The sequence below is a fragment of the Psychrobacillus sp. AK 1817 genome (assembly GCF_008807035.1).
GTDB classification, from domain to species: Bacteria; Bacillota; Bacilli; order Bacillales_A; family Planococcaceae; genus Psychrobacillus; species Psychrobacillus faecigallinarum.
In genome coordinates this window covers 1,472,007-1,496,153 of record NZ_CP031739.1, presented here as the reverse complement: position 1 = coordinate 1,496,153, position 24,147 = coordinate 1,472,007, and the positions used below count along the sequence as shown (strand labels likewise).

Annotated in this window: 20 protein-coding genes; 12 read left to right on the top strand and 8 right to left on the bottom strand. The window is 35.7% G+C overall.

The genetic code is table 11. The annotated features are described in order from the left end of the window. Positions 1 to 80 precede the first annotated feature (80 nt). Positions 81 to 281, bottom strand: a complete 201-nt coding sequence (locus tag D0S48_RS07585; RefSeq protein ID WP_144537429.1) for a hypothetical protein — start codon at positions 279 to 281, stop codon at positions 81 to 83. Between the two features lie 187 nt (positions 282 to 468). On the opposite strand from D0S48_RS07585, the gene D0S48_RS07580 reads away from it, so the two are divergent. Further along, positions 469 to 897: a HEAT repeat domain-containing protein gene (locus D0S48_RS07580; protein ID WP_151111014.1), complete on the top strand. Its 429-nt coding sequence runs from the start codon at positions 469 to 471 to the stop codon at positions 895 to 897. A gap of 293 nt (positions 898 to 1,190) precedes the next feature. After that, the gene (locus D0S48_RS07575) at positions 1,191 to 2,789 is read left to right on the top strand and encodes a M20/M25/M40 family metallo-hydrolase (RefSeq protein WP_151111012.1); all 1,599 of its coding nucleotides are present in this window, start codon (positions 1,191 to 1,193) and stop codon (positions 2,787 to 2,789) included. Between the two features lie 164 nt (positions 2,790 to 2,953). On the opposite strand, the gene D0S48_RS07570 is transcribed toward D0S48_RS07575, so the two are convergent. Continuing rightward, the gene (locus D0S48_RS07570) at positions 2,954 to 4,132 is read right to left on the bottom strand and encodes a M20 metallopeptidase family protein (protein ID WP_151111010.1); all 1,179 of its coding nucleotides are present in this window, start codon (positions 4,130 to 4,132) and stop codon (positions 2,954 to 2,956) included. A gap of 172 nt (positions 4,133 to 4,304) precedes the next feature. Continuing rightward, complete coding sequence (locus D0S48_RS07565) at positions 4,305 to 6,017, bottom strand: methyl-accepting chemotaxis protein (protein ID WP_225321712.1); 1,713 nt, start codon at positions 6,015 to 6,017, stop codon at positions 4,305 to 4,307. A 323-nt stretch (positions 6,018 to 6,340) separates the two neighbouring features. On the opposite strand from D0S48_RS07565, the gene D0S48_RS07560 reads away from it, so the two are divergent. Further along, entirely contained in the window at positions 6,341 to 6,817 is a 477-nt protein-coding gene (locus D0S48_RS07560) for a C40 family peptidase (RefSeq protein ID WP_151113739.1), read from the top strand. 63 nt (positions 6,818 to 6,880) lie between these two features. On the opposite strand, the gene D0S48_RS07555 is transcribed toward D0S48_RS07560, so the two are convergent. Further along, the gene (locus D0S48_RS07555; protein WP_144537437.1) at positions 6,881 to 7,957 is read right to left on the bottom strand and encodes a CdaR family transcriptional regulator; all 1,077 of its coding nucleotides are present in this window, start codon (positions 7,955 to 7,957) and stop codon (positions 6,881 to 6,883) included. A gap of 128 nt (positions 7,958 to 8,085) precedes the next feature. On the opposite strand from D0S48_RS07555, the gene D0S48_RS07550 reads away from it, so the two are divergent. From D0S48_RS07550 to D0S48_RS07540, 3 genes are all read left to right on the top strand, one after another. Further along, complete coding sequence (locus D0S48_RS07550; protein ID WP_151111008.1) at positions 8,086 to 9,222, top strand: glycerate kinase; 1,137 nt, start codon at positions 8,086 to 8,088, stop codon at positions 9,220 to 9,222. 4 nt (positions 9,223 to 9,226) lie between these two features. Next, positions 9,227 to 10,570, top strand: a complete 1,344-nt coding sequence (locus D0S48_RS07545) for a GntP family permease (protein ID WP_151111006.1) — start codon at positions 9,227 to 9,229, stop codon at positions 10,568 to 10,570. A 406-nt stretch (positions 10,571 to 10,976) separates the two neighbouring features. Further along, positions 10,977 to 12,053 (top strand): branched-chain amino acid aminotransferase, encoded by a 1,077-nt coding sequence (locus D0S48_RS07540; protein ID WP_151111004.1) that lies wholly within the window; start codon positions 10,977 to 10,979, stop codon positions 12,051 to 12,053. A 60-nt stretch (positions 12,054 to 12,113) separates the two neighbouring features. Here D0S48_RS07540 and D0S48_RS07535 read toward each other — a convergent pair whose 3' ends face one another. After that, entirely contained in the window at positions 12,114 to 12,713 is a 600-nt protein-coding gene (locus D0S48_RS07535) for a transposase (RefSeq protein ID WP_191963886.1), read from the bottom strand. 284 nt (positions 12,714 to 12,997) lie between these two features. On the opposite strand from D0S48_RS07535, the gene D0S48_RS07530 reads away from it, so the two are divergent. The 4 genes from D0S48_RS07530 (at position 12,998) to D0S48_RS07515 (ending at position 17,741) form a co-directional block, all read left to right on the top strand. Further along, positions 12,998 to 13,705, top strand: a complete 708-nt coding sequence (locus D0S48_RS07530) for a response regulator transcription factor (RefSeq protein ID WP_151111000.1) — start codon at positions 12,998 to 13,000, stop codon at positions 13,703 to 13,705. Next, a complete protein-coding gene (locus D0S48_RS07525; protein WP_151110998.1) occupies positions 13,695 to 15,056 on the top strand; it encodes a sensor histidine kinase in 1,362 nt (453 codons plus the stop codon). The genes D0S48_RS07530 and D0S48_RS07525 overlap by 11 nt, the downstream gene beginning before the upstream one ends. 42 nt (positions 15,057 to 15,098) lie before the next feature. Then, a complete protein-coding gene (locus D0S48_RS07520; RefSeq protein WP_151110996.1) occupies positions 15,099 to 16,313 on the top strand; it encodes a PepSY domain-containing protein in 1,215 nt (404 codons plus the stop codon). Positions 16,314 to 16,775: 462 nt separating this feature from the next. Beyond that, positions 16,776 to 17,741, top strand: coding sequence for a carbohydrate kinase family protein (locus tag D0S48_RS07515; RefSeq protein ID WP_151110994.1), 966 nt, complete (start codon positions 16,776 to 16,778; stop codon positions 17,739 to 17,741). An 86-nt stretch (positions 17,742 to 17,827) separates the two neighbouring features. Here D0S48_RS07515 and D0S48_RS07510 read toward each other — a convergent pair whose 3' ends face one another. After that, a complete protein-coding gene (locus tag D0S48_RS07510) occupies positions 17,828 to 18,796 on the bottom strand; it encodes a proline dehydrogenase family protein (RefSeq protein WP_151110992.1) in 969 nt (322 codons plus the stop codon). Positions 18,797 to 19,018: 222 nt separating this feature from the next. Between D0S48_RS07510 and D0S48_RS07505 the strand changes: the two genes are divergently transcribed. Together D0S48_RS07505 and D0S48_RS07500 are read left to right on the top strand one after the other, a co-directional pair. Then, the gene (locus tag D0S48_RS07505; RefSeq protein ID WP_186318108.1) at positions 19,019 to 21,334 is read left to right on the top strand and encodes a 5'-nucleotidase C-terminal domain-containing protein; all 2,316 of its coding nucleotides are present in this window, start codon (positions 19,019 to 19,021) and stop codon (positions 21,332 to 21,334) included. 346 nt (positions 21,335 to 21,680) lie between these two features. Further along, complete coding sequence (locus D0S48_RS07500; protein WP_151110990.1) at positions 21,681 to 22,493, top strand: hypothetical protein; 813 nt, start codon at positions 21,681 to 21,683, stop codon at positions 22,491 to 22,493. 200 nt (positions 22,494 to 22,693) lie between these two features. Here the strand turns inward: D0S48_RS07500 and menC are convergent, their stop codons facing one another. Both menC and D0S48_RS07490 read right to left on the bottom strand, forming a co-directional pair. Beyond that, positions 22,694 to 23,809, bottom strand: a complete 1,116-nt coding sequence (menC, locus tag D0S48_RS07495) for an o-succinylbenzoate synthase (protein ID WP_144537462.1) — start codon at positions 23,807 to 23,809, stop codon at positions 22,694 to 22,696. 30 nt (positions 23,810 to 23,839) lie between these two features. Further along, positions 23,840 to 24,127 (bottom strand): hypothetical protein, encoded by a 288-nt coding sequence (locus D0S48_RS07490; RefSeq protein ID WP_151110988.1) that lies wholly within the window; start codon positions 24,125 to 24,127, stop codon positions 23,840 to 23,842. Positions 24,128 to 24,147 lie beyond the last annotated feature (20 nt).

Below are 24,147 nucleotides of genomic sequence, written 5' to 3'. Positions count from 1 at the left end.
TTTTGAAAACGCATCCTTTTAAGAAGGATGCGTTTCGTTTTATTTGGTATAAAAATCAATCTTTAATGTTAACAACGTGGTTATCGCTGTTTCTTAACTTGAATTCGTGCTACTTGGTTTAGATTAATGGTGTATTGGTTATCTGTCACCACGAACATTCCACCGTTTATGTATTCGCGCTCTGCTGTTCTAATGTCCGTGTTTGTTTCAAATAATAGTTGATGGCCATCGTGAAAAGATAATAAAAATTTATATTTTTTTATTTCATCGACGTTCTCCAATTTTTCACCCCCTTTTAATCGATAGTATCATTTGAATAAATTAATTTCAATATAATTGGTAATAAAGAGTGAATATTTACTCATTGTATTCATTGAGTAAATATAAATAGGTATAAGCCCTTTCTTGGTATATAATAAGTGGACAAACATAATTGTTTTAATAGAAGCTAAAAGGAGTTTGAATTGATTGAGTAAAAAGTCTATAAAAAATGAGTTGCCTGAAAACTATGAAGAGCTAAAGAAAGCAGCCAATCGTACTGGAAGCTGGAGAACTCGTCTTAGTGCCGTTGAAGAATTAGGAAATTATAATACAAGCCAAGTAATAGATATCTTAAAAGTTAGATTAAACCACGATCCTGTATTCCAAATTCAAGAAGAGGCTTTCCGCGCATTGCTTGAATTAGGAGAAAATGTAGAATTACCTAAGCGTAAAAAATTTGAACTAGTTAAAGGAGCGAACAAGGTGTTCGTTCGAGTGAAAAAAAGCTTACCAAAAGATCATACTTTTGATGAGTATTTAACTAAGCTAAAAAGAATGAGAATCGATGTTTATGATGCGTATGAGGGTGAAAAGGGCTTAGACTGGTTAGAAGAAGAGTGGAAAAATTTAAAGTAACCTTTTAGAACAAGGTCAATCGAGCTAGATGATTGGCCTTTTTTTATTATAAAATATATGATTTCTGGCTTAAGAATAAATAGCTTAATTTTTTGAGAGATTTTATTTGTACAAAAACTTGTTTAACAGTATAGTTCTTTGAATTTTTTAAATATTTATATAAAATAAACTTTAAAGATAGAGTATAATATTATTTTAGGAAAAGTTTTAATTTTTGTTCTAGCCCAGCTCTTATCCTTTGAAGTAAATGGGTGCTTGGATTTAATTATTTTTATTGAAATGGAGGGAATACGGTGACACAACTATTATGGAATACTCCCCAAAAGCTTCGCGAACTATTGTGTGAGCTAGTGAGCTGGAATAGTATCACCTTAACTGACGGAGAAAGAGAATTTGCACCAAAATTATTAGAAAAAATTAGAGAAATAGAATATTTTAAAAATCATCCAAGTCAACTGCAAATGCATGATGCTGGTTTGGGGAGACAAGCGGTTACAGCTTTATATAAGCATCCAGAAGCGACTGAGACAGTAGTGCTTATCAGTCATTTTGATACAGTTCAAACGGAAGAGTATGGAACATTGGAGCCACTGGCATATTTCCCAGAGGAACTGACGAAAGTGCTAATGGAGAATCCAAGTGAACTGCCTGAGGGAGCACGAGCTGATTTAGAAACAGGTAAATATTTATTCGGCCGTGGGACTATGGATATGAAAATGGGTTTAGCCTTACATATGCAATTAATAGAAAAAGCAACTTTGGAAGAGTGGCCAATTAATTTAATTCTTACAAGTGTCCCAGACGAAGAGGTAAACTCTGCGGGGATGCGAGCCGCAGTAACTCAGCTAGTAAGGCTGCGAGAAGAATTTGGACTTAACTATAAACTGTTTTTAAATAGTGAGCCTTCCTTTTCTCAAAATCCTACTGACATAGACGAATATATATATTCAGGAACTATCGGTAAAATAATGCCTGCCGCATTGTTTTATGGTAAAGAAACACATGTAGGGGAGCCAATGAAGGGAATGACGGCAAACTATATTGCTTCTTTCTTAACGCAGCGTATGGAGTTTAACCCTTTGTTTACAGAAAAGGATCTTGGTGAAAGTACGCCACTACCTGTATCTTTGCAGCAAAAGGACTTGAAAATATCTTATTCTACACAGACTCCTTACCGAGCGGTTGCTCTATATAATGTATTTTTATTTAAAAGAACAGCTAAAGAAATTATGGATTTGTTTGAACAGGTAGCTAATGAGGCAATGGAAGTGCTGAATGAAACTTATAAAAACATTTGCGAGCGTGAACATGTAAAAGGGGTAGGACAGGTCAAAGTCTTAAAATATGAAGAACTGCTTGCTTATGCAAATAAAAAGCTTGGAGAAGAAGAAGTACTTAGGTTAAAGCAAGAGGCTTTGCTAGATGAGGAATGGGATGACAGAGAAAAATCTCTTCGTATAGTCGATAGTTTGATGATTCAATGTCAGGAGCTGGCGCCAGCGACGGTTCTACTATTTGCACCACCTTATTATCCTGCAGTGAATACTTCTCATGATCCAATCATCAAAAATGCGGTTGAGCTAATGAAGAAATCAGCCAAATCCTTTGATAATACAGTAAAGCAAGTTCACTATTTTAATGGAATATGTGATTTAAGCTATGTAAATTATGAGGACGACAGAAATGGCTGGACCTCATTTGAAAGTAACACACCAGTATGGGGAGATACGTATAGCATTCCATTTACAGACATGGCAGAACTAAAAGGACCGGTATTAAACGTTGGTCCATTTGGTAAAGACGCTCATCAGAAAACAGAGAGATTACATATAGATAGTGCTTTTGTTGAAATGCCTGTAATGCTGGAAACACTCATCAAAAGTTTATACTGATTTATACTACAGAATATTGCTTGCTTCTTAAGAGTGTAGGGAAGGTCATTTTGACTTTTCTACACCTTTTTTATTGGTTCATGATTAGAATTAGCCATTCTGAAAATTTATTGACCGGGAAATAAATGAATTGTTACAGGTGCCAGGCACCTGTAACAATTTAATCACGAAAGGGCTTCTTCTGTCTCATATATGTGATTTTTTAGATATTGAAGAACGCCGGTTGTAAATAATTCTACACCTACGGAAAGCATATCTTCGTCAATATCGAATTTTGGATGGTGATGACCGAAAGAGTTTTCTTTTCCTATGCCGATAAATGTAAATGATGCAGGGATTTCATGTGAATAATAAGCAAAGTCTTCTCCTCCGAGAATTGGATCTATATCGATTACTCTCTCAGCTCCAAATAAACGAGTTGATGTTTGTTTTATAGAAAGAGTAAGGTCTTTGTCATTCATTAACGGTGGATCACCATGAAGGTATTCTAACTCATATTTAGCTCCAAATGATTTACAAACGCCGTCAACGATTTCTTCAACTCGCTTATGGATTAATAGGGAGATGTCTTTGTTAAAGTAGCGAACAGTTCCAGATGCAAAAGCAGTGTCAGGAATAACATTGTAATTACTGCCAGCGCTTAATTCTCCAATACTGATAACGGCATGGTCTATTGCCTTAATACTGCGACTAACAATAGTATGAAGCTGAGTAATGATATGTGAAATGACAAGTGTCGGATCAATAGTAGTTTCTGGCATAGAGCCATGACCTCCACGTCCAAGGATTTTAATAGAGAAGCGATCAACTCCTGCCATTGTTGCTCCTTCTCTTACACCAATTATTCCTGTTGGAATTGGCTCCCACAAATGATAACCAAATATAGCATCTATACCATGAAGTCCATTTGCTTCTACTATTTCTACCGCACCACCAGGAACTTCTTCCTCAGCATGCTGAAATAAAAGATGAATTTTTCCATATATTTTATCTTTGTTCTCTACTAAAACTTTGGCGATTCCAAGTAAAATGGCCATATGCCCATCATGGCCACAAGCGTGCATTACTCCACTATTGTCTGATGAAAATGATAGGCCGGTTTCCTCTAATATTGGTAGGGCATCCATGTCAGAGCGGATGGCGACAGTTTTCCCAGGATGAGCTCCCTCTATAACTCCAACTATATCCTTACCGGTAATAGAAAAGGTGTAAATATTAAGTTCATTGAGTCTCTCCTCAATATAAATTTTCGTTTTTGTCTCGAAATGAGATAATTCAGGGTTTTTATGTAAATGTCTTCTTTGCTCAACAATCCATGAATTTAAAGCGGTACTAATTTTCATAAAAATAAACTTCCTTCCTTCAAATCTTTTTTAGTAAGTATACATTCTTCCTTTAAAAGTGGGAATAGGAATTACAGAATTATTGCAGGTGCCAGGCACCTGCAATAATTCTGTAATATAATTTGCCGATTAATACAAAAAGCTGCTCAGGCTTAATGAGCAGCTTTGTTGTTTATAGCTTGAATTTGTTAATGAGGTGTTGGAGTTCTTGCGCAACCTCATGGGTTTCTGCTGAACGATTGGATATCTCATCAATAGAAGCAGTTGTTTCTTCAGTCACTGCTGAGATGCTAGTAGTAACCTCTTCTATTTCACGCATAGATTCAGTCAGACTTTCAATAAGTGCCACTACTTGTTTAGAATTGTTTGCTTCTTTGGTTGTCATTTTGGATATAAGAGAAATTTCTTCAACTGTTTTAGAAACTGCTGTAGAGATGTCACGTAACGATTGAGAGGTTTGCTGAACTGTAGCATTTCCATTTTCGATTAGCTTTGTGCTTTCATTAGTGGAATTAACTACATGGCCAATGCTCTCAGTGATTTCACTTACAATTTTTTCAACCTGACTGACTTCTAGATTAGATTGTTCTGCAAGCTTACGAACTTCCTCTGCTACTACTGCAAAGCCTTTTCCGTGTTCTCCAGCACGAGCTGCTTCTATTGATGCATTTAGAGCCAATAGATTTGTTTGGGCTGCAATTCCAGCAATAGATCCGGTAATTTGCTGTATTTTATTAGTTGCTTCATTCAATTTTACAATTGTTTCTCCAGTTTCAATGGAGGAGCTGTGTATTTTCTCCATATCCCTGCTTGTTTCTGCAGCACGTTTAAGCCCTTCTTGAGCAGTTTGCATTGTGGACATGGAGTGTGTCGCACATTGGTCTGCAGTTCCTTTAGAATGTTGTAACCCTTCTGCTAGATTGTTTAAAATAGCGGAGGAGCTTTCTGCGGAAGCTGTTCCAGTAGAAATAGATGCAACGTTTTCACTCATATTATTGGCGATTTGGTGAATGGCTTCCTTCATTTCATTTAAAGAGAAGGAAGTCTCCTCGGAATTTCTCGTAAGTTGAGAGGAGGTATTTTGGACAGTGCCAATGATAGTGCGTAAATTTTCAGCTACTGTATTAAGCGTTATACTTAAATCGCCAATCTCATCCTTGCTAGTAAAATTCGTATCCTTAACAGACAGATTTCCTTTTGCAATCTCGCCAGCGTGAGCAATCAAAACCGATAAAGGTTTTGTCTTTCTTCTTATTAAAAATAAAGTCGCAAGAGAAGCTAAGATTAAAGGAATTATACTTACTAATAATCCCTTGCTTACTACGTCCCAAGTACGCTCCGATACGATGTCTGCATTGAAATCTATTACACTAATTGCAATTATTTCTTTCGTAGGATCGTGATCCTCAAAAATAGGTGCATATCCAGATAAGCGATTCATCCCTGCGTATTCGTAGCTTTCTGAATAAGTAGAGTGACCCATCGAGACAAGCATATTTATAGCTTCTTCGTCTATGTAAAATTGATCTCCTGCTTTAAAGCCGGCTTCTTTTAAATTATCATCTAAAGCTAATATCTTTCCATCTAAATCTAGTATATATTGCGTTTCAAATATATCTTTGTGTGCAGTTGTCCAATTTAGCTTTTCACCTATGCTGTTAACTGCAGCAGAGTCTCCGGATAGAATTTTTTGGACATCCTCTGGCGTCAGTAGGCCAGTAGTTATATTAGCGCACCCATATGCTTCAATACCAGCTGCTTTATATAGTTCCCCATAGGCAGTTTTATAGGTAGCGATAGAAGTGATAGTTAGCATGACAATCATTACTCCCACAATAATAGCCCCAAGATGGGTTGTAAGAGTATTCTTCCATTTCCATTTCACAATAGATATCTCCTATTCTATTTTTTTATTGATGAAAACTTATTAACCTTCTATTTATAACACGTTTTTACTAATAAAAGATAGAGGAAATGTACATATTACTTATAATACTTACATAATAATTAGGCATATTTACTTAAAAAGACATATTTATAATTAGGGAGAGAGTATTAGCATAATTTTTGCTTGTAATCTTTTTGTTACACAAATGTAAAAGCGCTAATGTTTATTCCATGTTAGGATGGGTATAGATAAAATTTCAACGAGAAAGTAATAGAGAAATTTTTCAATACTTCTTTGGGGGAACATCAACTTTGAAATCTATGTTTAAAAAAATCATCACTATCTTTACTCTGACTCTAGTTTTAGCCATGGGAACATTTGCAGGAAATACAGAAGCTGCTAGCACTGTAGCGTCCAACAAAATAGTATCAAGTGCGAATAATTTAATAGGAATAAAATATCGATATGGTGGTACAACTAAAGCAGGATTTGATTGCTCAGGATTTATTGGATATGTATACAAAAGCAACGGAATCTCTCTTCCTAGAACAGCTGCTGGAATGTATAGTAAAGGAACATCAGTAAAAAAAGCTAACTTAGCTGTTGGTGATCTAGTTTTCTTTAATACATCAGGTAAAGGTGTTTCACATGTTGGAATGTTCATCGGCAACGGAAAATTCATTCATGCTTCTACTTCAAAAGGAGTAAGAGTTGATAAAATAAACGATCCATATTATTGGGGCAAGAAATACGTAGGCGCTAAAAAAGTAGCGAACGTACAAGTAGCGAAAAAATAATGAGATAAATAAAACCGTTTCGGCTAAAGCTGAAACGGTTTTTTGTGTGCATAAACTCTAAGGTTAGTCTTTTAATAATAGGGCTAGTTGGAGTGCTAATGCATCCTGAAAGTTATTAGGATTATAGCCTGTCAAATGGGCTATTTTGTTTAATCGATAGGTAAGCGTATGGCGATGAATTCCTAGTTCTTCCGCGCAAATACCTAGTTGCAGATTGCTTTCAAAATATTTTTGTAAAGTTAGCTGTAACTTCGAGTCAAGGTGTTGAAGTAATCTTTCTGTATACGTTTGAATTTCAAAGGCTTCTTTACTTTTGAAAAGAGAATATATTTCTACTTCCTCAAAGGAAACGATTGGTTTATTAGGATTACCATACTGATGGGCAAGCTTAGCAGTATGGTATGCATAATGAACCTGTTCTAGGTTGGCAACTTCTCTTCCCAATCCTAAAGAAATAGAATAATATTTTGTCAATTTATCAGCTAGTAAAGAAACCTTACGGGAAAACGTTTCTTGATCTAACCCAGATATTAAAATAAAATGCTCACTCACCTGATAATGTCCTACTAAAATGGAGTCAGTTTCTAAATAAAACTCTATCTCCTCTATAATATTTTGATAGGAGGGAGACTCAGGATCAACCTCAAGCATCATAGCATAAAATGGAGCTTTATTTTGAAAGCCAATTTTATTTAGTCGTTCCTGTAAATACTTCTGGATAGGCTGTCCACTCATTAATTCTTCAAATACCAACTCTTGAATTTTTCGCTTCCACTCTCTTTCTGAAACGATTAAGGCTTGATGAACCATCATTTCTGTTGTGAGTTGAACGAGTTTTGAGATTTCTTCAATCTCTTGTGGCTCTCCGGTGACTCCCATGACTCCAACTAAATCCTCCTGAAAAAATATAGGCAAATTAATGCCTGGTTTTGTTCTAGGAAAAAGGTGATTATTATCTTTTGTAATCCATAGAGGAGACTTAGTTCGGGCTACTTCAATTGCTCCTTCATGAATTCGGTTAACTCTCATCTTGTCTCCCGAGGCAAGAATGACTCCATTAGTTTGCATAATATTAATGTTTCGGTGAAGACGAAGCATAGTCTGTTGGACAATTTGCTCGGCTAATTGTTTGGTTATCAAAGTATTCACCTCAATGTATAAAAAATCTTCTGTTATAATACAGATAATTTATACTTTAAGTATAATGCAATAACTTTTCCTTTGCACTATAATTTTTGTAAGCGCTTCACTTAAAAGGAGGAGATCTTATTAAAATTGTTGTTAGCCCTGATTCCTACAAGGGTTCATTGTCTGCGACTGAAGTTGCAAGAGCCATTGTAGAAACTATTAATCAAATTAACCCAACTATTGAAACTGTATTACTTCCTGTAGCAGATGGTGGAGAGGGGACATTAGAGCCTCTTATTTTTGCAACTAAGGGACGTTTTGTGAATGCTACTGTAAGTGACCCGTTAGGAAGACCTATACAGGCATTGTATGGCGTTTTAGGAGATGGAGAAACCTGTGTCATAGAAATGGCAAGGGCTTCAGGTCTTACTCTTTTAACTGAACAGGAAAAAAATCCGCTAGAGACATCTACCTATGGAACTGGAGAGCTTATTCGACATGCTCTCGATCAGGGATTTAGAAAATTCATCATTGGGATAGGTGGAAGTGCAACCAATGATGGCGGGGTAGGAATGCTTCGTGCATTAGGTATGAAATTTAAGAATAAAGTAAAAGAGATAATCCCTAATGGAGGGGGCTATCTTGGGGACATAGAAGAAATTGATATTAGTGGATTGGACGAAAGATTGCAAGGTTCCCAGTTTATATTGGCTTGTGATGTAGACAATCCTTTGATAGGTGCTAATGGAGCAACTGCTGTCTTTGGTCCTCAAAAAGGCGTGACCCCTGATATGATCAGTCATTTGGATGCGAATTTACATGTTCTAGCAGACAAAATTGCTGAAGTAACAGGTATTCATGTGCATCATACACCTGGTGCCGGTGCAGCTGGAGGACTTGGAGGTGCATTTCTTGCATTTTTTCCTGTCCATTTGAAGCCTGGTATTGAGGTGGTTATGGAAGCCATTCATTTTGAAAATCAAATAGAGGGTGCCGGTTTTATTATTACAGGTGAAGGAAAAACAGATCAACAAACTCTATCTGGAAAAGCACCAATGGGTATTGCTAAAGCTGCAAATAAAAGAGGTATTCCGGTTATATTAGTCTCAGGATTCATAGAGGCTGAAGATAAAGGTGAATTGTCATCCTACTTTTATAAGCTTGTGAGTATAGTAGACGATTCCGTAAGTGTAGATGAATCTATGGAAAATCCGATTCATCATTTGAAGGCAAAAACAAAGGAAATAATGCAAGCTATCCTAAAGAAAGAGGTGTAGGAAGATGTTGTTTTTAGTTATATTGTTAGGGGTAATTTTTGTTGTTGTTGCTACAGCCATTTTTAAGCTCCACCCTTTTTTAGCTTTATTAATTAGTGCTTTCTTTGTAGGAATTGCTTCTGGTATGCCATTGCTAACAGTGGTAGAGAACGTAAACAGTGGTTTTGGTGGGTTGATGACAAGTATTGGTATTGTAATTGTTGCGGGAACAATTATTGGAGTTATCCTAGAAAAGTCTGGTGCAGCATATCGGATGGCAGAGGTTGTCCTTCGTATTTTAGGTGAAAAACGACCACAGCTCGCTATGTCAATCATAGGCTTTATTGTTTCAATTCCTGTATTTTGTGATTCTGGTTTTATTATTCTATCAAGCTTAAAAAAATCATTAGCAAAACGTGCGAAGGTCAAGGTAGCTTCAATGGCAGTCGCTTTATCTACAGGTCTTTATGCGACTCATACATTAGTTCCTCCTACACCCGGTCCTATCGCAGCGGCAGGTAACATTGGGGCAACAGATTATTTAGGTACAATTATTTTAGTTGGTTTATTTGTTGCAATTCCAGCTACTATTGTTGGGTACTTATGGGCTGTTAAGGTAGGTACAAAAATTGATGTACCTGCTGACCATGAAGAGGCGCTAGATTATGAAGAGGTTATCAAGTCTTTTGGGAAAATGCCTTCTACATTTAAATCTTTCTTGCCAATCGTCTTGCCTATATTATTAATAGGAATCGGGTCAGTAGCTGCATTAGTTGGGGATGAGTCAGGATGGACGAATTTCCTTAGATTCCTAGGTTCACCTACAGTAGCACTGTTGTTTGGGGTGTTTGCATCTTTCCTATTGTTACCTGAAATTAGCGAAAAAACGTTGTCGGGCTGGATCGGTGAAAGTTTAAAAGAGGCAGCACCGATTCTATTAATCACAGGAGCTGGTGGTGCGTTTGGTACTGTTATTAAAAACTCGGGAGTAGCAGAATTACTGCAAGAAATGGATTTAGGAATTCTGGCAAATGGAGCATTATTCCTGTTAGTACCATTCCTAATTGCGGCAGCTTTGAAAACTGCACAGGGCTCCTCTACAGCGGCGCTTGTTATTACATCATCTTTAGTAGCCCCAATGCTTCCAACTTTAGGAATAGAGGGAGCATTGCCGCTTGCATTAGTCGTAATGGCGGTAGGAGCAGGTGCAATGACAGTCAGCCATGTCAATGATAGCTATTTCTGGGTAGTGACACAATTTAGCGGCATGAAAGTTACAGATGCTTTCAAGGCGCAAACAATGGCAACACTACTGCAAGGTATTACCACTATCATCGTCACAGCAATTCTTTGGTTCATATTTGTGTAAGTCATTTAAGAGGTTGACTAGTATGTTACAGGTGCCTGGCACCTGTAACATAATACACCCTGTAAAATAAAAAATTGCAAAGTAAAAAACCCCATTTAGACACTACTTGCCAGTGCTTAGATGGGGTTTGTTTTAGTTGAAGGTTACTTTCCCTAATTGTAATCGGGTACCGACCGGAAAGAAAAACTTTTCACATTAAATATAGAAAGTAATATTAAAATGGCAGCTTCAATTTAATTAATCATAGGAGGAAAATAAATATTTCTAAAAAATCCACAAAATGTTTTGAAAATTTTATAAAAAGGTATTTTCAAATTTAATAAAAGGAGTATAATTGCATATAATATATTGCACATCTATAAAAGTCGCAATTTACAAAATATTTAATTGATTGGGGAAATACGTCATGAATAGTGTAAAAATTAGAATCACTGAAAATGAAATGAAGAACGAAAAAACGCCAGCTAGTCAACTTGCTTTTGGTACGAAATTTACAGATCATATGTTTATTGCGGACTATACTGCAGGAATTGGGTGGCATGATCACCGTATTGTCCCTTATCAACCGCTTACGTTAGATCCTTCAGCTACGATATTACATTATGGGCAAACTGTATTTGAAGGAATGAAGGCATATTTATCGGAGGATGGAGTAGTCAGACTGTTTCGTCCCGAACAAAATATGAAACGAATGAATAGTTCATGTGACAGATTGAGCATGCCTCAAATAGATGAAGATTTTGCTTTGGAAGCATTAAAAGAATTGCTAGAGATTGATAAGGAGTGGATTCCAACTGAGCCAGGAACCTCTCTATATATTCGACCATTCATGATTGCAACGGAGGCTCATTTGGGTGTTTCCGCTTCTAAAACGTACAGCTTTATGATTATTATGTCGCCAGTTGGTTCTTATTATAAAGAAGGTATTCATCCTGTTAAGATATTAGTAGAAAGTGAATATGTTCGTGCTGTTGCAGGTGGAACAGGAATGGCGAAAACAGCTGGAAACTATGCATCAAGCTTAAAGGCGCAGGAAGTGGCTGACAGAGAAGGCTATTCACAAGTTCTATGGTTAGACGGAATTGAACGTAAATATATTGAAGAAGTAGGAAGCATGAATGTGTTCTTTAAAATAGACGGAGAGGTTGTTACTCCATCATTGAATGGTTCTATTTTAGATGGTATTACTAGAAAATCCATTATTGAATTATTAAAATATTGGGGAGTGCCAATAACAGAACGTAAGGTGTCTATGGAGGAAATACGCGAAGCTTATTTAGACGGTAAGCTAGATGAGGCATTTGGTACCGGGACTGCTGCAGTTATTTCTCCTATTGGTGAGTTACGTTGGAAAGGCGAATTATTCTATGTGAATAATGGAGAAACTGGCGAGATATCTAAGAAACTATATGATACTTTGACAGGTATACAACATGGCACTATTGAAGATCCATTTGGATGGGTCGTTGAACTAAAGCAGTAATAAGTATCGCTCCTAAAATTAGGAGCGATTTTTTTATGGCTCTCTTAAGTTTGAATTATATCAATTAAAATTCATCTCGTAACTAAAGTGCAAGTCCTGTCTAGTACGAAAGTTTTCACAATAAGCTACATAGTTTTCTTCTTTGATTTCTGGATATTTTGCTATCAAAGAGGGGAGTAGTTCGGTGTTTACAAAAGGATAGTCACTTTTTTTATCGTAAAAGTAAAAGGCAAAGGAGCTATAAGGATAATATTCCATTCTACTAGCCATAGCTTTAGAAGTTGTAAGTGGATTTTGGTGAATATAACTACTAACATTTAATAATCCAATGGGATCAGAAACCATACTGGAAAAAAATCTTGTTTCGTAAAGTTGTCCAAAATAATTATATTTTCGTTTGAAGTATTCAGAGTAGGTCTTGTTAATGGATAACATCACATCCGAAAGTGGTGTTTCAGTGGAGCGTATTAAAAGGTGATAATGATTATTCATAATGCAATATGCAACAATAGTAAATTTTGATTTTTTATATGTACGTTGTAAAGCTCTAAAAAAGAGAGATACATCGCCCTCATTTAAGAATATATTCTGTCGATTATTCCCTCTCATTGTTACGTGGTAATAAATCTCTGGCTGCCAAATCCTCCTCATTCTGCCCATTCCAGTTACCTCCATCTGTCCTTTTAAACTAACATACTATAAAGCTCTCAGTTCTTCAATGACTTAAATTATGTAATATTCATAATAATTTGATTTTTTATGTAAAAAGTCGTTTGAATTCCTATTTTGTCGCTAAATTATAGCCTAAAATATTATAAAGAAGCTTTATTACGAGAGTATTACTGGTGCCTGGCACCAGTAATACTCTCGTAATGTTTGGTTTAGGTTGCTTAAATAGGTTGTAGTAGATTGTGTTAAAATAGGTATAAAGAGGAGGGGTGCGTATGAAAGAGAATGTATTAATTATAGAAGACGAGGAAAATATTGCGCGTGTTCTTCAGTTGGAGCTGGAATTCGAGGGTTATTCTGTAGAGATTGCTTATACAGGTACAGATGGCCTTATAAAATATAGAGAGCAAGCATGGGATCTTGTGTTGCTAGATTTGATGTTACCTGGCTTAAATGGGCTAGATGTTTTAAGACGCATAAGAGCGACTGAGGCTAATACTCCAGTTATTTTGTTGACAGCAAAGAGCGGCCTAGAAGACAAAGTAAAGGGTTTGGATTTAGGAGCGAATGATTATGTGACGAAACCTTTTGAAATTGAAGAATTACTTGCGCGAGTGCGCTCTGCCATTCGCTTCAACAAGTCCTCTCTCCCTATACCCGTTAAGCAGGAGAATGTTCATGTCTTTCATTCTATCGTTTTAAACGAGCAAACTAGAGAGATTACTAATGAAGGGGATCAGGTAAATCTGACTCCGCGCGAATATGATTTGTTGCTGTATCTAATGAAGCATCCTAACCAAGTGTTAACAAGGGAACAACTGTTGGATGCGGTATGGGGATTTGATTATTATGGTGATACGAATATAGTGGATGTTTACATAAGATATGTGAGAAAAAAATTAGAGGAAAACGATCGCCTCTCTTACATTCATACGGTAAGAGGCGTTGGATATGTTTTAAAGGAGCTGAGAAATGAAGCTTAAAGTTAAGATTCATTTATTCTCAACTTTTTTGACGTTAATTATTTTAGGCTTAATGAATGTAGGAATCTATTTTATATATGAACAAATGGCATTCGACACTGAATACAATCAATTGAATAGTGACGTGGACGAGCTAGTCTCAGCTCTCAGTAAGATGGGAGTAGATGATGACCCGGCTACAATTCTGAGAGCTTTTATTCCACCAAATGGGGGTATTAGGGTTTTCAATAGTGAAAAAACCCCCATTGTATTTGTAGAATCTATCGAAGAGATGAATGAATATTTTCCAGAATTACAAGAGGGAGAACGATATACCTCAGGTTATTTTCATGGTGTTCCGGTTCTTACGATTATAAAGCCGGTAATTTGGGCGAATGGTGAAGTAGTCGAAGTACAAACTATGAAACAGCTTATTGAAGTGGATAAAAACTTGGACTTTCTACGATGGACTTTAATCAGTGTGACATTAATAGGGATGCTGCTTATGACTATTTCAAGTGTCGCTTTGGGAAACATCATTACGAAGCCTATTAACAAATTGATCAATACGATGTCTCAAAGTAGACTATCAGGAAAATATCAAAAAATAGAGTTAAGTAAAAACCGTAAAGATGAAATGACACAGATGGGCATTGCCTTTAATGAAATGATGGAGCAGTTAGAGGAAAACTACAACAAGCAGGAGCAATTTGTGTCTGATGCCTCTCATGAATTAAAAACGCCTCTAACTGTCATAGAGAGTTATGCGAAGCTATTGTCTCGACATGGCTTTAAGAATAAAGCGATAGCTGAGGAATCAGTGAATGCGATTATTAATGAAACGGCCAGAATGAAAGAGATGATTACTCAAATGCTTGTATTAGCCAAGGGGAATGGTCAGCAAACACAAAAAACAGAAACAATTGATTTATACGAACTTGTTGAAAGCACTCTACAATCTATGCGTACAGCTTATAATCGAAACTTTATCCTAAAAGGTGAGGGACCAATTTATGTAAACACAGATATGGAGCAGCTAACGCAACTTCTTTTTATTATTCTGGATAACGCTAGAAAATATAGTGAAAAGGAAATAAAAACAACAATATCAGAGGATGAGGAAAATACAGTGGTTGCGATTCTGGACTACGGTAATGGAATTCCTAAAAAAGATATTAATTATATTTTTGATCGTTTTTACCGAGTGGATGAGGCTAGAAATAGGAAAACTGGGGGAACGGGTCTGGGACTATCTATTGCTAAAGAGATAGCAAATCGACTATCTATAAAATTGGAAATAGATAGCACAGTTGGATTTGGTACTACAATTTATATTTTTATTCCAAAATCTCCAATTCTCATCAATTTTTAATGTTTGTCTTTTAAAATAGAATTGGGGGGAGGGAAAGCATGAATGAAATTTACTAAAATCAAAAAGTACTCATTGATTTTTGTATCAGTGACAGTTATTGTGGGCACTGGGTTCTTGTTGAATGTCACCCAATCGAACAGAAATTCTATATCAGAAAGTGAAGTTCGTTCCCAGCTAGAGCAATTATATGGTGCAGAGGTAACAGATATAACATTAAAAGAAGATGTGTATAAAGCACTTATTATGAAAAGCGGGACAGTTTATTTAGTTGAGATTAACCCTGAAAACGGTGACGTGTATTCATTGGAGCAAACTACTGAATATATGATTGAGGATTCAGCTTATTATGCAGGTAAAACACAAAGTGCTACATTTGACGATACTTTTGAAGTAATGGAATACCCATTGACTAGCAATATTCGACAAATAGAAAACAATAATAATATTGTGGTAGAAATGAGTCCAATCACGCAAATTGAAATAAAAGAAAACAATAAAAACTCTATAAATAAAGTAGAAACTGCCCAAGCAACTGAGATTAAGTTAATCAAGTCTAGTATTTCTGCAACTTCTAAGATTGAGGAAAAGACTAACGATACTAAAGTTGATAAGCCGATAACAGAAGTGATTAAAAATGCAATAAAGGATGCCTTGAAAACTGAAAATACTAAAGTAGAGGAAGTTAAAAAAGACACCGTCAAAGAAAACGTTGCAAAAGCGGATGACACAAAAACAGAAGTAAAAACAGACTCTACTAAAATCGATGGTATCAAAACAGATTCATCAAAATCAGAACCTGTAAAAAATGAAGTTTCTAAGACTGAAACTTCGAAGACAGAGAGTAATAAAACGGAGTCTGGTAAAGTGGAATCCGTTAAAACTGAGACTAGTAAAACAGAAACGACCAAAGCAGAAGAGGCAAAAAAAGAGGAAGTAAAAAAAGAAGAGGATGACTCTAAATCTTCCACTACAAGCACTACTCAAAGTGAGTCTAAAAAGCCTGAAGAACTAAAACCAGAGAAGCCAGCTACTGTTTTGATCACAGCTGAGCAAGCAACAAAAATAGCACAGCAACAACATAAGGGTACAGTTGAAAGTAATTCCTTTATAAAAACAAACGAAGGCGGTTACTATTTAATAGTAATGCAAACAGCGTCTACAGATGGTGAGTCAAAGGATAGTAAGGATAAGAAAACGAAAGCAACGATTCAGGTGCATGCGATTTCTGGAAAAATTCTTTCTGTGACATGGGAGTAATTAATTCTCATCAATTTCTAATAAAACTCTCTGTGTATTCTCATTTAGTTCCTATATGATGAACTTATAGCAAAATTAATATAAGTTGTTGAACAAGTTTTGAAGGAGCTTTTTCACCAACTAAGCATAATAGGGGATACTTTTTACACACGAGCGATAAAACGATGTGGAAGTAACGAAGGTAAAAAATTACGGCGATTTAAATATACCCTTGAGCGATAACAAGGAAAAACATCTCATTCTACCATCCCCGTAGAATGAGATGTTTTTATTATGTCTAAAGATAATTGCCTAGAGAGTATACAATTTGTATGATCGGACCTCTATTTGATTTCGCTTTTATTCCTAGTTTAAAATAAATGGACAATATAGGAGCAATATGGAAAAATTGTTTTGAATAAATAATCTAAATAAAAGTACTGAATAATTTTAGCTTACAATATTAATAGAGGTGAAAGACAAATGTATGACGTAGTAGCATTAGGTGAAATATTAATCGACCTCACTCCTTATGGTAAATCCGAAAATGGGAATATTTTATTTGAAAGAAATCCGGGCGGAGCACCAGCAAATGTACTAGTTATGCTGAGTAAGCTTGGATTAACAACGTCCTTCATCAGTAAAGTAGGTGCAGACGAATTCGGAAAATTTCTAAAGGAAACTTTAGATTCCTATAAAGTAGATACAACTGGACTAGCTATAACTGACGAAGTGAACACCACTTTGGCTTTTGTTCATCTGCAGCCTAATGGAGATCGCTCTTTCAGTTTTTATCGAAAACCAGGTGCAGATATTACTTTGGAGGAAAAAGAAGTGAACTACAAATTAATAGACAGAGCCAAATTATTTCATTTTGGTTCTGTTTCAATGACTAATGAACCTGCAAGGCAAGCCACTCTTAGTGCAATTCAATATGCTAAAGATAAAGGATTACTTATTTCTTATGACCCCAATTTACGTGAAAACCTGTGGGAGGATTTGAAAGAAGCGAAGAAAATAATCTCCGATAGCTTATACTTTGCGGATATATTAAAAGTATCTGAAGAAGAGCTTCTTTTTTTAACCGATTCATCTGACTATAAAGAGGGAACAGAAACATTATATAGAAACTACGGAATCTCATTAATTTTTGTAACTCTTGGAGAAAATGGATGCTTTTTTAGATATAAGGATAAAACTGAAATTATTCCACCTTATGTAGTGAGAGCTATTGATACAACCGGATCCGGTGATGCATTCTTCGGAGCATTGTTATACAAAATTTTAGAGAAATCTCCTATTGAAGAAATGAATATAGAAGGTCTAAAATCTAGTGTGCTCTTTGCAAATGCTGCAGGAGCATTAGCTGCTACTAAGAGAGGTGGCATACCTGCTCTTCCAGATTTAAAGGATATTACTCAGTTCCAAGAGGCAAACCATAAAATATAATTAAGAAATAAAATATTTTTGAATTATCTTCATGCTATTAACGAAAAAAACTGCACTACCTGTTGGTAGTGCAGTTTTTTTGTTTACTATTTTCTTTTTGTTAGTCTTCCGATGGCAAATGCACCAGCTGCAATACCAAGGATTGTATTTGTTTTTTTGTTGAAAACTTGTTTTACGACAAGGTTCATGTTCGCTGGTCGTTCTGCAAGGCGACGCATGAAGTATCCATACCAGTCTTTACCGAAAGGAACGTATGTGCAGAAGTTATAACCTTCTTTAGCAAGCTCTAGTTGCATATCCGTGCGGAAACCATATAGCATTTGGAATTCAAATTTGTCATATGAAATATTGTTGTCTTTGATAAATTGTTTAATATGGTTAATCACATTATGATCATGTGTTGCGATTGAAGTGAATTTACCATTCAATAAATGCCATTCAATTAATTCAATGTAATTTTTATCGATTTCTTCTTTTGTTTGGTAGGCTACATCTGCTGGTTCTTTATAAGCACCTTTTACGATTCGAAGTCGGAAGTTTTTATACTTTTGAATATCTTCAGCAGCTCGGAAGAAGTATGCTTGAATTACTGTACCTACGTTATCAAATTCCTTAGACAATTCGTCTAGGATATCAAAGGAAGGTTGTAAATGTTTGTTAGATTCCATATCGATATTAATAAATGTATCATATTTTTTTGCTACTGCTGCGATATCTTTTAAGTTTTGTAATGCAAAATCATAATCTATATCTAGCCCTAATTGAGAGGGTTTTAATGAAATATGAGCATCAACCTGATGTTCTTCAATTGCTTCAATAACAGCGATAATTTGAGCTTTTGCTTCTAAAGCTTCTTCTTTTTCAAAAACAAACTCCCCTAAATTATCTACCGTACAAGAGATACCTTGAGCATTAAGTTTTTTAATACTTTGCATTGTTTCTTCGATATTCGTTCCTGCTACAACATGTTGAGCACCCATTTTTAAACCATATTTTTTAGCTGCTCCGTTTAATGCTTTGTTTTCTGATAATGTCATAAAAATATCTTTTAACATGATAATACTCCTATCTCTATTGGGATAACTAATTATAACATAAATCACTTTCATTCGTAAAAATTAGCGTGAGTCGACAGGGAATTAACAAGAAAAATGATGAATTATTAAGATATTATAAATATTTGAAAACATCTTGCTAAATCTATTGAATTACGATAACTTTTAGTAGTATATGAATATTTTGACAGATCATATATTAGATAAACTAGGAGGTAAGACATGAAGAACAAGACGATCAAAAAAACGGCGGTAGCTGCAATTGTGGCGACATCATTATTTTCTGCATCTAGTATTTCCTTCGCAAGTACATCTATCCAACAGGTGATTGACAACGCAAGAAAAGATATCAAACAAGCTTCTTATTCTTATTCGACACCTGCTCAAGCAGGCAAATTGGCAACGAGCAAAGAATTATACCCTATATTAAATAAAGCAAAAGCAAATTATCAAAAAGCTAAAAACGAAATTAACAAATCTAATGTAAAGAATAAAGCAGCACTTCTAAAAAGCTTAGACGATTTATATTATGAACGTGTAACAAAAGGACTTATTCCGTATATCGATGCGTATAACTATGCTGACAAATATTTAACACCGATTATGAATGAAATTGAAGCAGCAGAAGCTAACAAAGACTGGGCTAAGATCGAAAAAGGTTACCATAAGCTATCTGCTCAATTAAAAACTAGAACTGCTATCTTATACCGCTTTACAGGAAGAGACGCTCGTCATCTATTACTAACTCAATATAAAGATCCAGCTAACGAAGTAAGAAATGAATTGATGGTTCCTGTAACTGTATTTATGAAAGTTAACCAAGCTGAAGCCCTACTTTCTGCAGGAAAACAGGATGAAGCAAACAAAGTGATTGCAACAATCCAGCCACTTCTAGAGAAACTCCCGAATGAAAAGGATCTACCAGCGGTTAACCAGCTTTTGGAGATGGTACACAGCTTAAATTCTCAAGTTGACGCAGATTTTTCTCTATCTCTAATGCATGTAAATGATACTCATGGTCATGTGGAGAAAGCACCAAAGCGAGTCACTGCAGTAAAGGAGTATAGAGCTTCTCACAAAGACGCTCTACTTATAGATGCAGGGGATGTATTCTCTGGAACGCTTTACTTCAATGAATTTAAAGGCCAAGCAGATTTAGAATTTATGAATCTAATGAAATATGATGTGATGACATTTGGTAATCATGAATTTGATTTAGGAACTTCTACAGAAGGACATAAAGCATTAAAAGAGTTTATCGAAAAATCTAATTTTCCGTTTGTTAGTTCAAATGTGGACTTCTCACAAGATGATTTGTTCAAAGGGTTATTTAATGTAAAAGTATCAGATGATCCTAAAAATGGACAAATCTACAGCGGTATTGTAAAAGAAATAAACGGTCAAAAAGTTGGTATCTTCGGTTTAACTACTGCTGAAACAGAAGGTATCTCAAGTCCAGAAAAAGTAAAATTCACTGACTACATTAAAGCAGCTCAAACTATGGTTGATGAGTTCGAAAAGCAAGGAATTAATAAGGTTATGGCTGTCACTCATATTGGTTATGATGACAACCCGGCAGTAGATAATGACTTAATGCTAGCAGCTGCAGTTACTGGAATTGATGTAATAGTTGGTGGACATAGCCATACAGAGCTGAAAAAGCCTGTAGTTGTAAGTAAAGATAGTAAAGGTGCTGAAAAGGATCCTACTGTTATTGTGCAAGCTTATCAATATAGTGATTTCCTAGGAACTTTAGAGGTAGACTTTGATAAAGAAGGTAAAGTAATTGCTCATGAAGGTGAGTTAATTCCAATTAAAGATCAAAAAGATGATGAGGAAGCCCTAAAGCTTTTTGAAAAGTACTCAACTAAAGTAAAAGAAATTGAATCAAAAGAAATTGGTGTATCTACGGAGAAGGATTTAGAAAATCCTCGAGTAAGCGAAGATGATTCACAGCCAAGCGTACGTAAAAACGAAACAATTTTAGGTAATATCATTACAGATGGTATGCTAGCTAAAGCTAAAAAGTATGATAATAAAGTAATTATGGCGCTTCAAAATGGCGGAGGTATACGCTCAGAAATCAAAGCGGGACCAATCACAGTTGGTGATGTAATTACTGTTCTTCCTTTCGGTAATACACTAGCTACAATGGAAATCAGTGGTGCTGACTTAAAAGCAGCATTTGAGATTAGCTTCAAAACCTATCCAAAGGAAAATGGCGGATTCTTACATGTGGCAGGTGGTAAGGTAACATTTGATTCTTCTAAACCTGCTGGAGAGAGAGTCGTTTCCATTCAATACTATGGAGCAGATGGTAAATTAGTAGATATTAAGGATAATGAGACATATGTAGTTGCCACAAATGCGTTCACCGCTAAAGGTGGAGATAGCTATGATGTGTTTAAGAAAATCTACGAAGCTGGTAAAGTAACTGATTTAGGTCTTTCGGATTGGGAAAACCTACGTGAACAATTAGAGTCTCTTGTTAAAATACCTACAGAAATTGAAGGTAGAATTGTTGATGTAAAAAAATAAAATAAATCCTTTAAACCCCTTATCTTTTTAAAATAGATAGGGGGTTTTTATATGCACACTTATTTCCAACATAACGTAAAAAATAAACAAATATATTGTATGTGTGGTCGGAAATGGATTTCTATTACTCTAAAATTCACTTCTTTTTTATTTGTTCGTAATATTATGTCAGAACCTTCTCTTTCATAACAGTTGATTAACAATGATTTTACAACCGTTTAGTAAGAATTATGCGGGGTATTTTAAAGATTAGGCACCTGATATTTACACTTAGGTGTATATCTAACTTCCAGCTTCAAGTCGAAGCGAGTGCTTACTTTCCAAAAGAAAGAGGAGGCGTTTTCTTATGAAGAAAACAGGTATAAAAGCAACAGCTGCAACAGCCCTTCTATCAGCTACAATTTTAGGAGGACCTTTAGTTGGCAGTGCACATGGAGGACCAGGAGATCACGGTGGCCCTAGTAAAGATAAGGGACATTCAAAAAACGGATATAAATCTCATCAAATGATGGAGAAAAGGGAACAGCAGAAAGATGAGCGTAGAGACGGATTAGAGCAGAAACGTGGCCAGTGGAACAATAATGTTGATAACGTCAGTAATGTACAGGATAAAAAAATTGATAGAAGTAAAGGAAATGCGGGAGTGGCCCATCAGGATAGGGAACATGTGAAACCAAATATGCCAGAAGTTTCAGGAGTTACTTTTGCAGTAGCAGACGCTTATGGTAAAAATACTATTTTGCCACTGTTAGCAAACATTAATACAGCAGAGGCAAAATTAGATTGGCCAGTCCTTGCAGAAAATTATCATCTGCTATCTAAGGAATTAAAATATGGCACGGCTATTTTTTATAAAACGACCGGTGAAGAAAATAGAAGTACCCTGATCGCTAACTATAAAGCACCTGCAGAAGAAGCAAGGGGAAAGCTAGCTTTACCATTGTCCATTTATACAGGACTAGTCCAAGCTGAAAAAGAGCTGGATGAAGGTAATGTAGCGAAGGCATGGAAAAAAATTGAGAAACTTAAAGTACTAGCGAGCAAATTAGACAATGTGGAAAACAATGCTTTACAAAAGGACATAGTGAATAAAGTAAATGCTTTAGAGGAAAATGTAAAAAATGATCTCCCAGATCAAACTTTCTCTAAGCAACTATAGGCTTTAATAAAGTGATCTCCCTTACTTGCTAAAGTTGTAATTTGATAGCTTAAACAGAATAAAATTTATAAAAGGGTTGTAAGTGTAGCTTGGCACTTACAACCCTTTTAGTAAAGTATATGCTTTCTTTTTATCTACAGCGAGCCTCTATAGAAAAAGCTATAGTAGATGGTCGTTTAATTGTTTACTAACTTGATTTCTTAATATGCTGATTTAAATATCCAACGGTCTATTGTGAATTTTTTTATAGTCTCCATATTCGGTTCATAGCCTATTCCGTATCCAGTCGGGGCAGTAATGTATCCATCTTTAGCAATAACCTCTGGACTAATAATATCCTCATCCCAATAACGGGAAGAACTAGATGTATCTCCTGGAAGAGTAAAGTTTGGTAAGGTTGTAAGCGCAATGTTGTGTGCCCTACCGATACCGGCTTCTAGCATACCTCCACACCAAACAGGTATATTTTTTTCCATGCAATAGTCATGTATTTTTTTCGCTTCTGTCAGTCCGCCAACACGACCTATTTTAATATTAATAACTTTAGCGCTGCCTAATTCTACTGCTTTTTTAACATCCTCTAGTGAGAGAATACTTTCATCCAAGCAGATGGGAGTTTGTATTTCATTCTGTAGCTTAGCGTGGTCTACAATATCATCGTAATCTAGTGGTTGCTCTATCATTAATAGATTATATTGGTCGAGCTCTTTTAATAATGAGATGTCTTTAAGTGTATAAGCTGAATTAGCATCGGCCATTAAAGGTATATTTGGGAAAGCTTCTCTTAGAGCTGCTATTAAATTGACATCTTGTCCAGGTTTTATTTTGACTTTAATACGTTTATAACCTTCATGTATGTAACGACGGACTACGTTTAATAGCTGCTCTGTGCTCTTTTGTAAACCAATACTTACTCCTACTTCAATTTTTTTAACTGAACCACCGAGTGCCTCGGAAAGTGTTAAGTGATTTCTTTTTGCGTAAAGGTCCCAAATGGCTCCCTCTATACCGGCCTTTGCCATATTGTTTTTTCTTATAGGAGAGAATATGGCAGATACTTCGTCAGGGTGGTTTATTTGTTTATTTAACACTAAAGGGATTAAAAAATCTTTTATGATATGTAAATTGGTTTGAAAGGTTTCCTCGTTATACCAAGGCGCTTGGAAGGCAGTCGTCTCACCCCAGCCGATATTTCCCTCTTTATCCATGACTTCAACGAGTAGGAAAGGCTTCTCCTGAACACTACCAAAGCTAGTGACAAAAGGGGTTTTCATATTCATATTCAGATGATGTAACGTTATTTGTTGAATGATCAATTTTATATGGCTCCTTTGTTTGGAGGTACTTCAGGATTTTTTAATAAACTGATAATAATTCACCGGCTCATTGGTTTTTCGAACTGCAATAATAGAGTAATCCTCTATAAATAAAGTTTGAATAATTTTTCTAATTTGCAGATTCCACTTTAATGCTAAATCAGGCTCGGTAACCCGCATTTCCTGTATCAGTTGAGGAATTGGCACCTCATATGCTTCCTCTGTCGGAATAAATAAACAAGGTTCAATTAATACTGGATAATTATGTTCTGTAATGGCAATTTGAAATGGTTGTTTAAAAGTTTTATTTTCCGACATCCAATTATCCTCCACTTTCT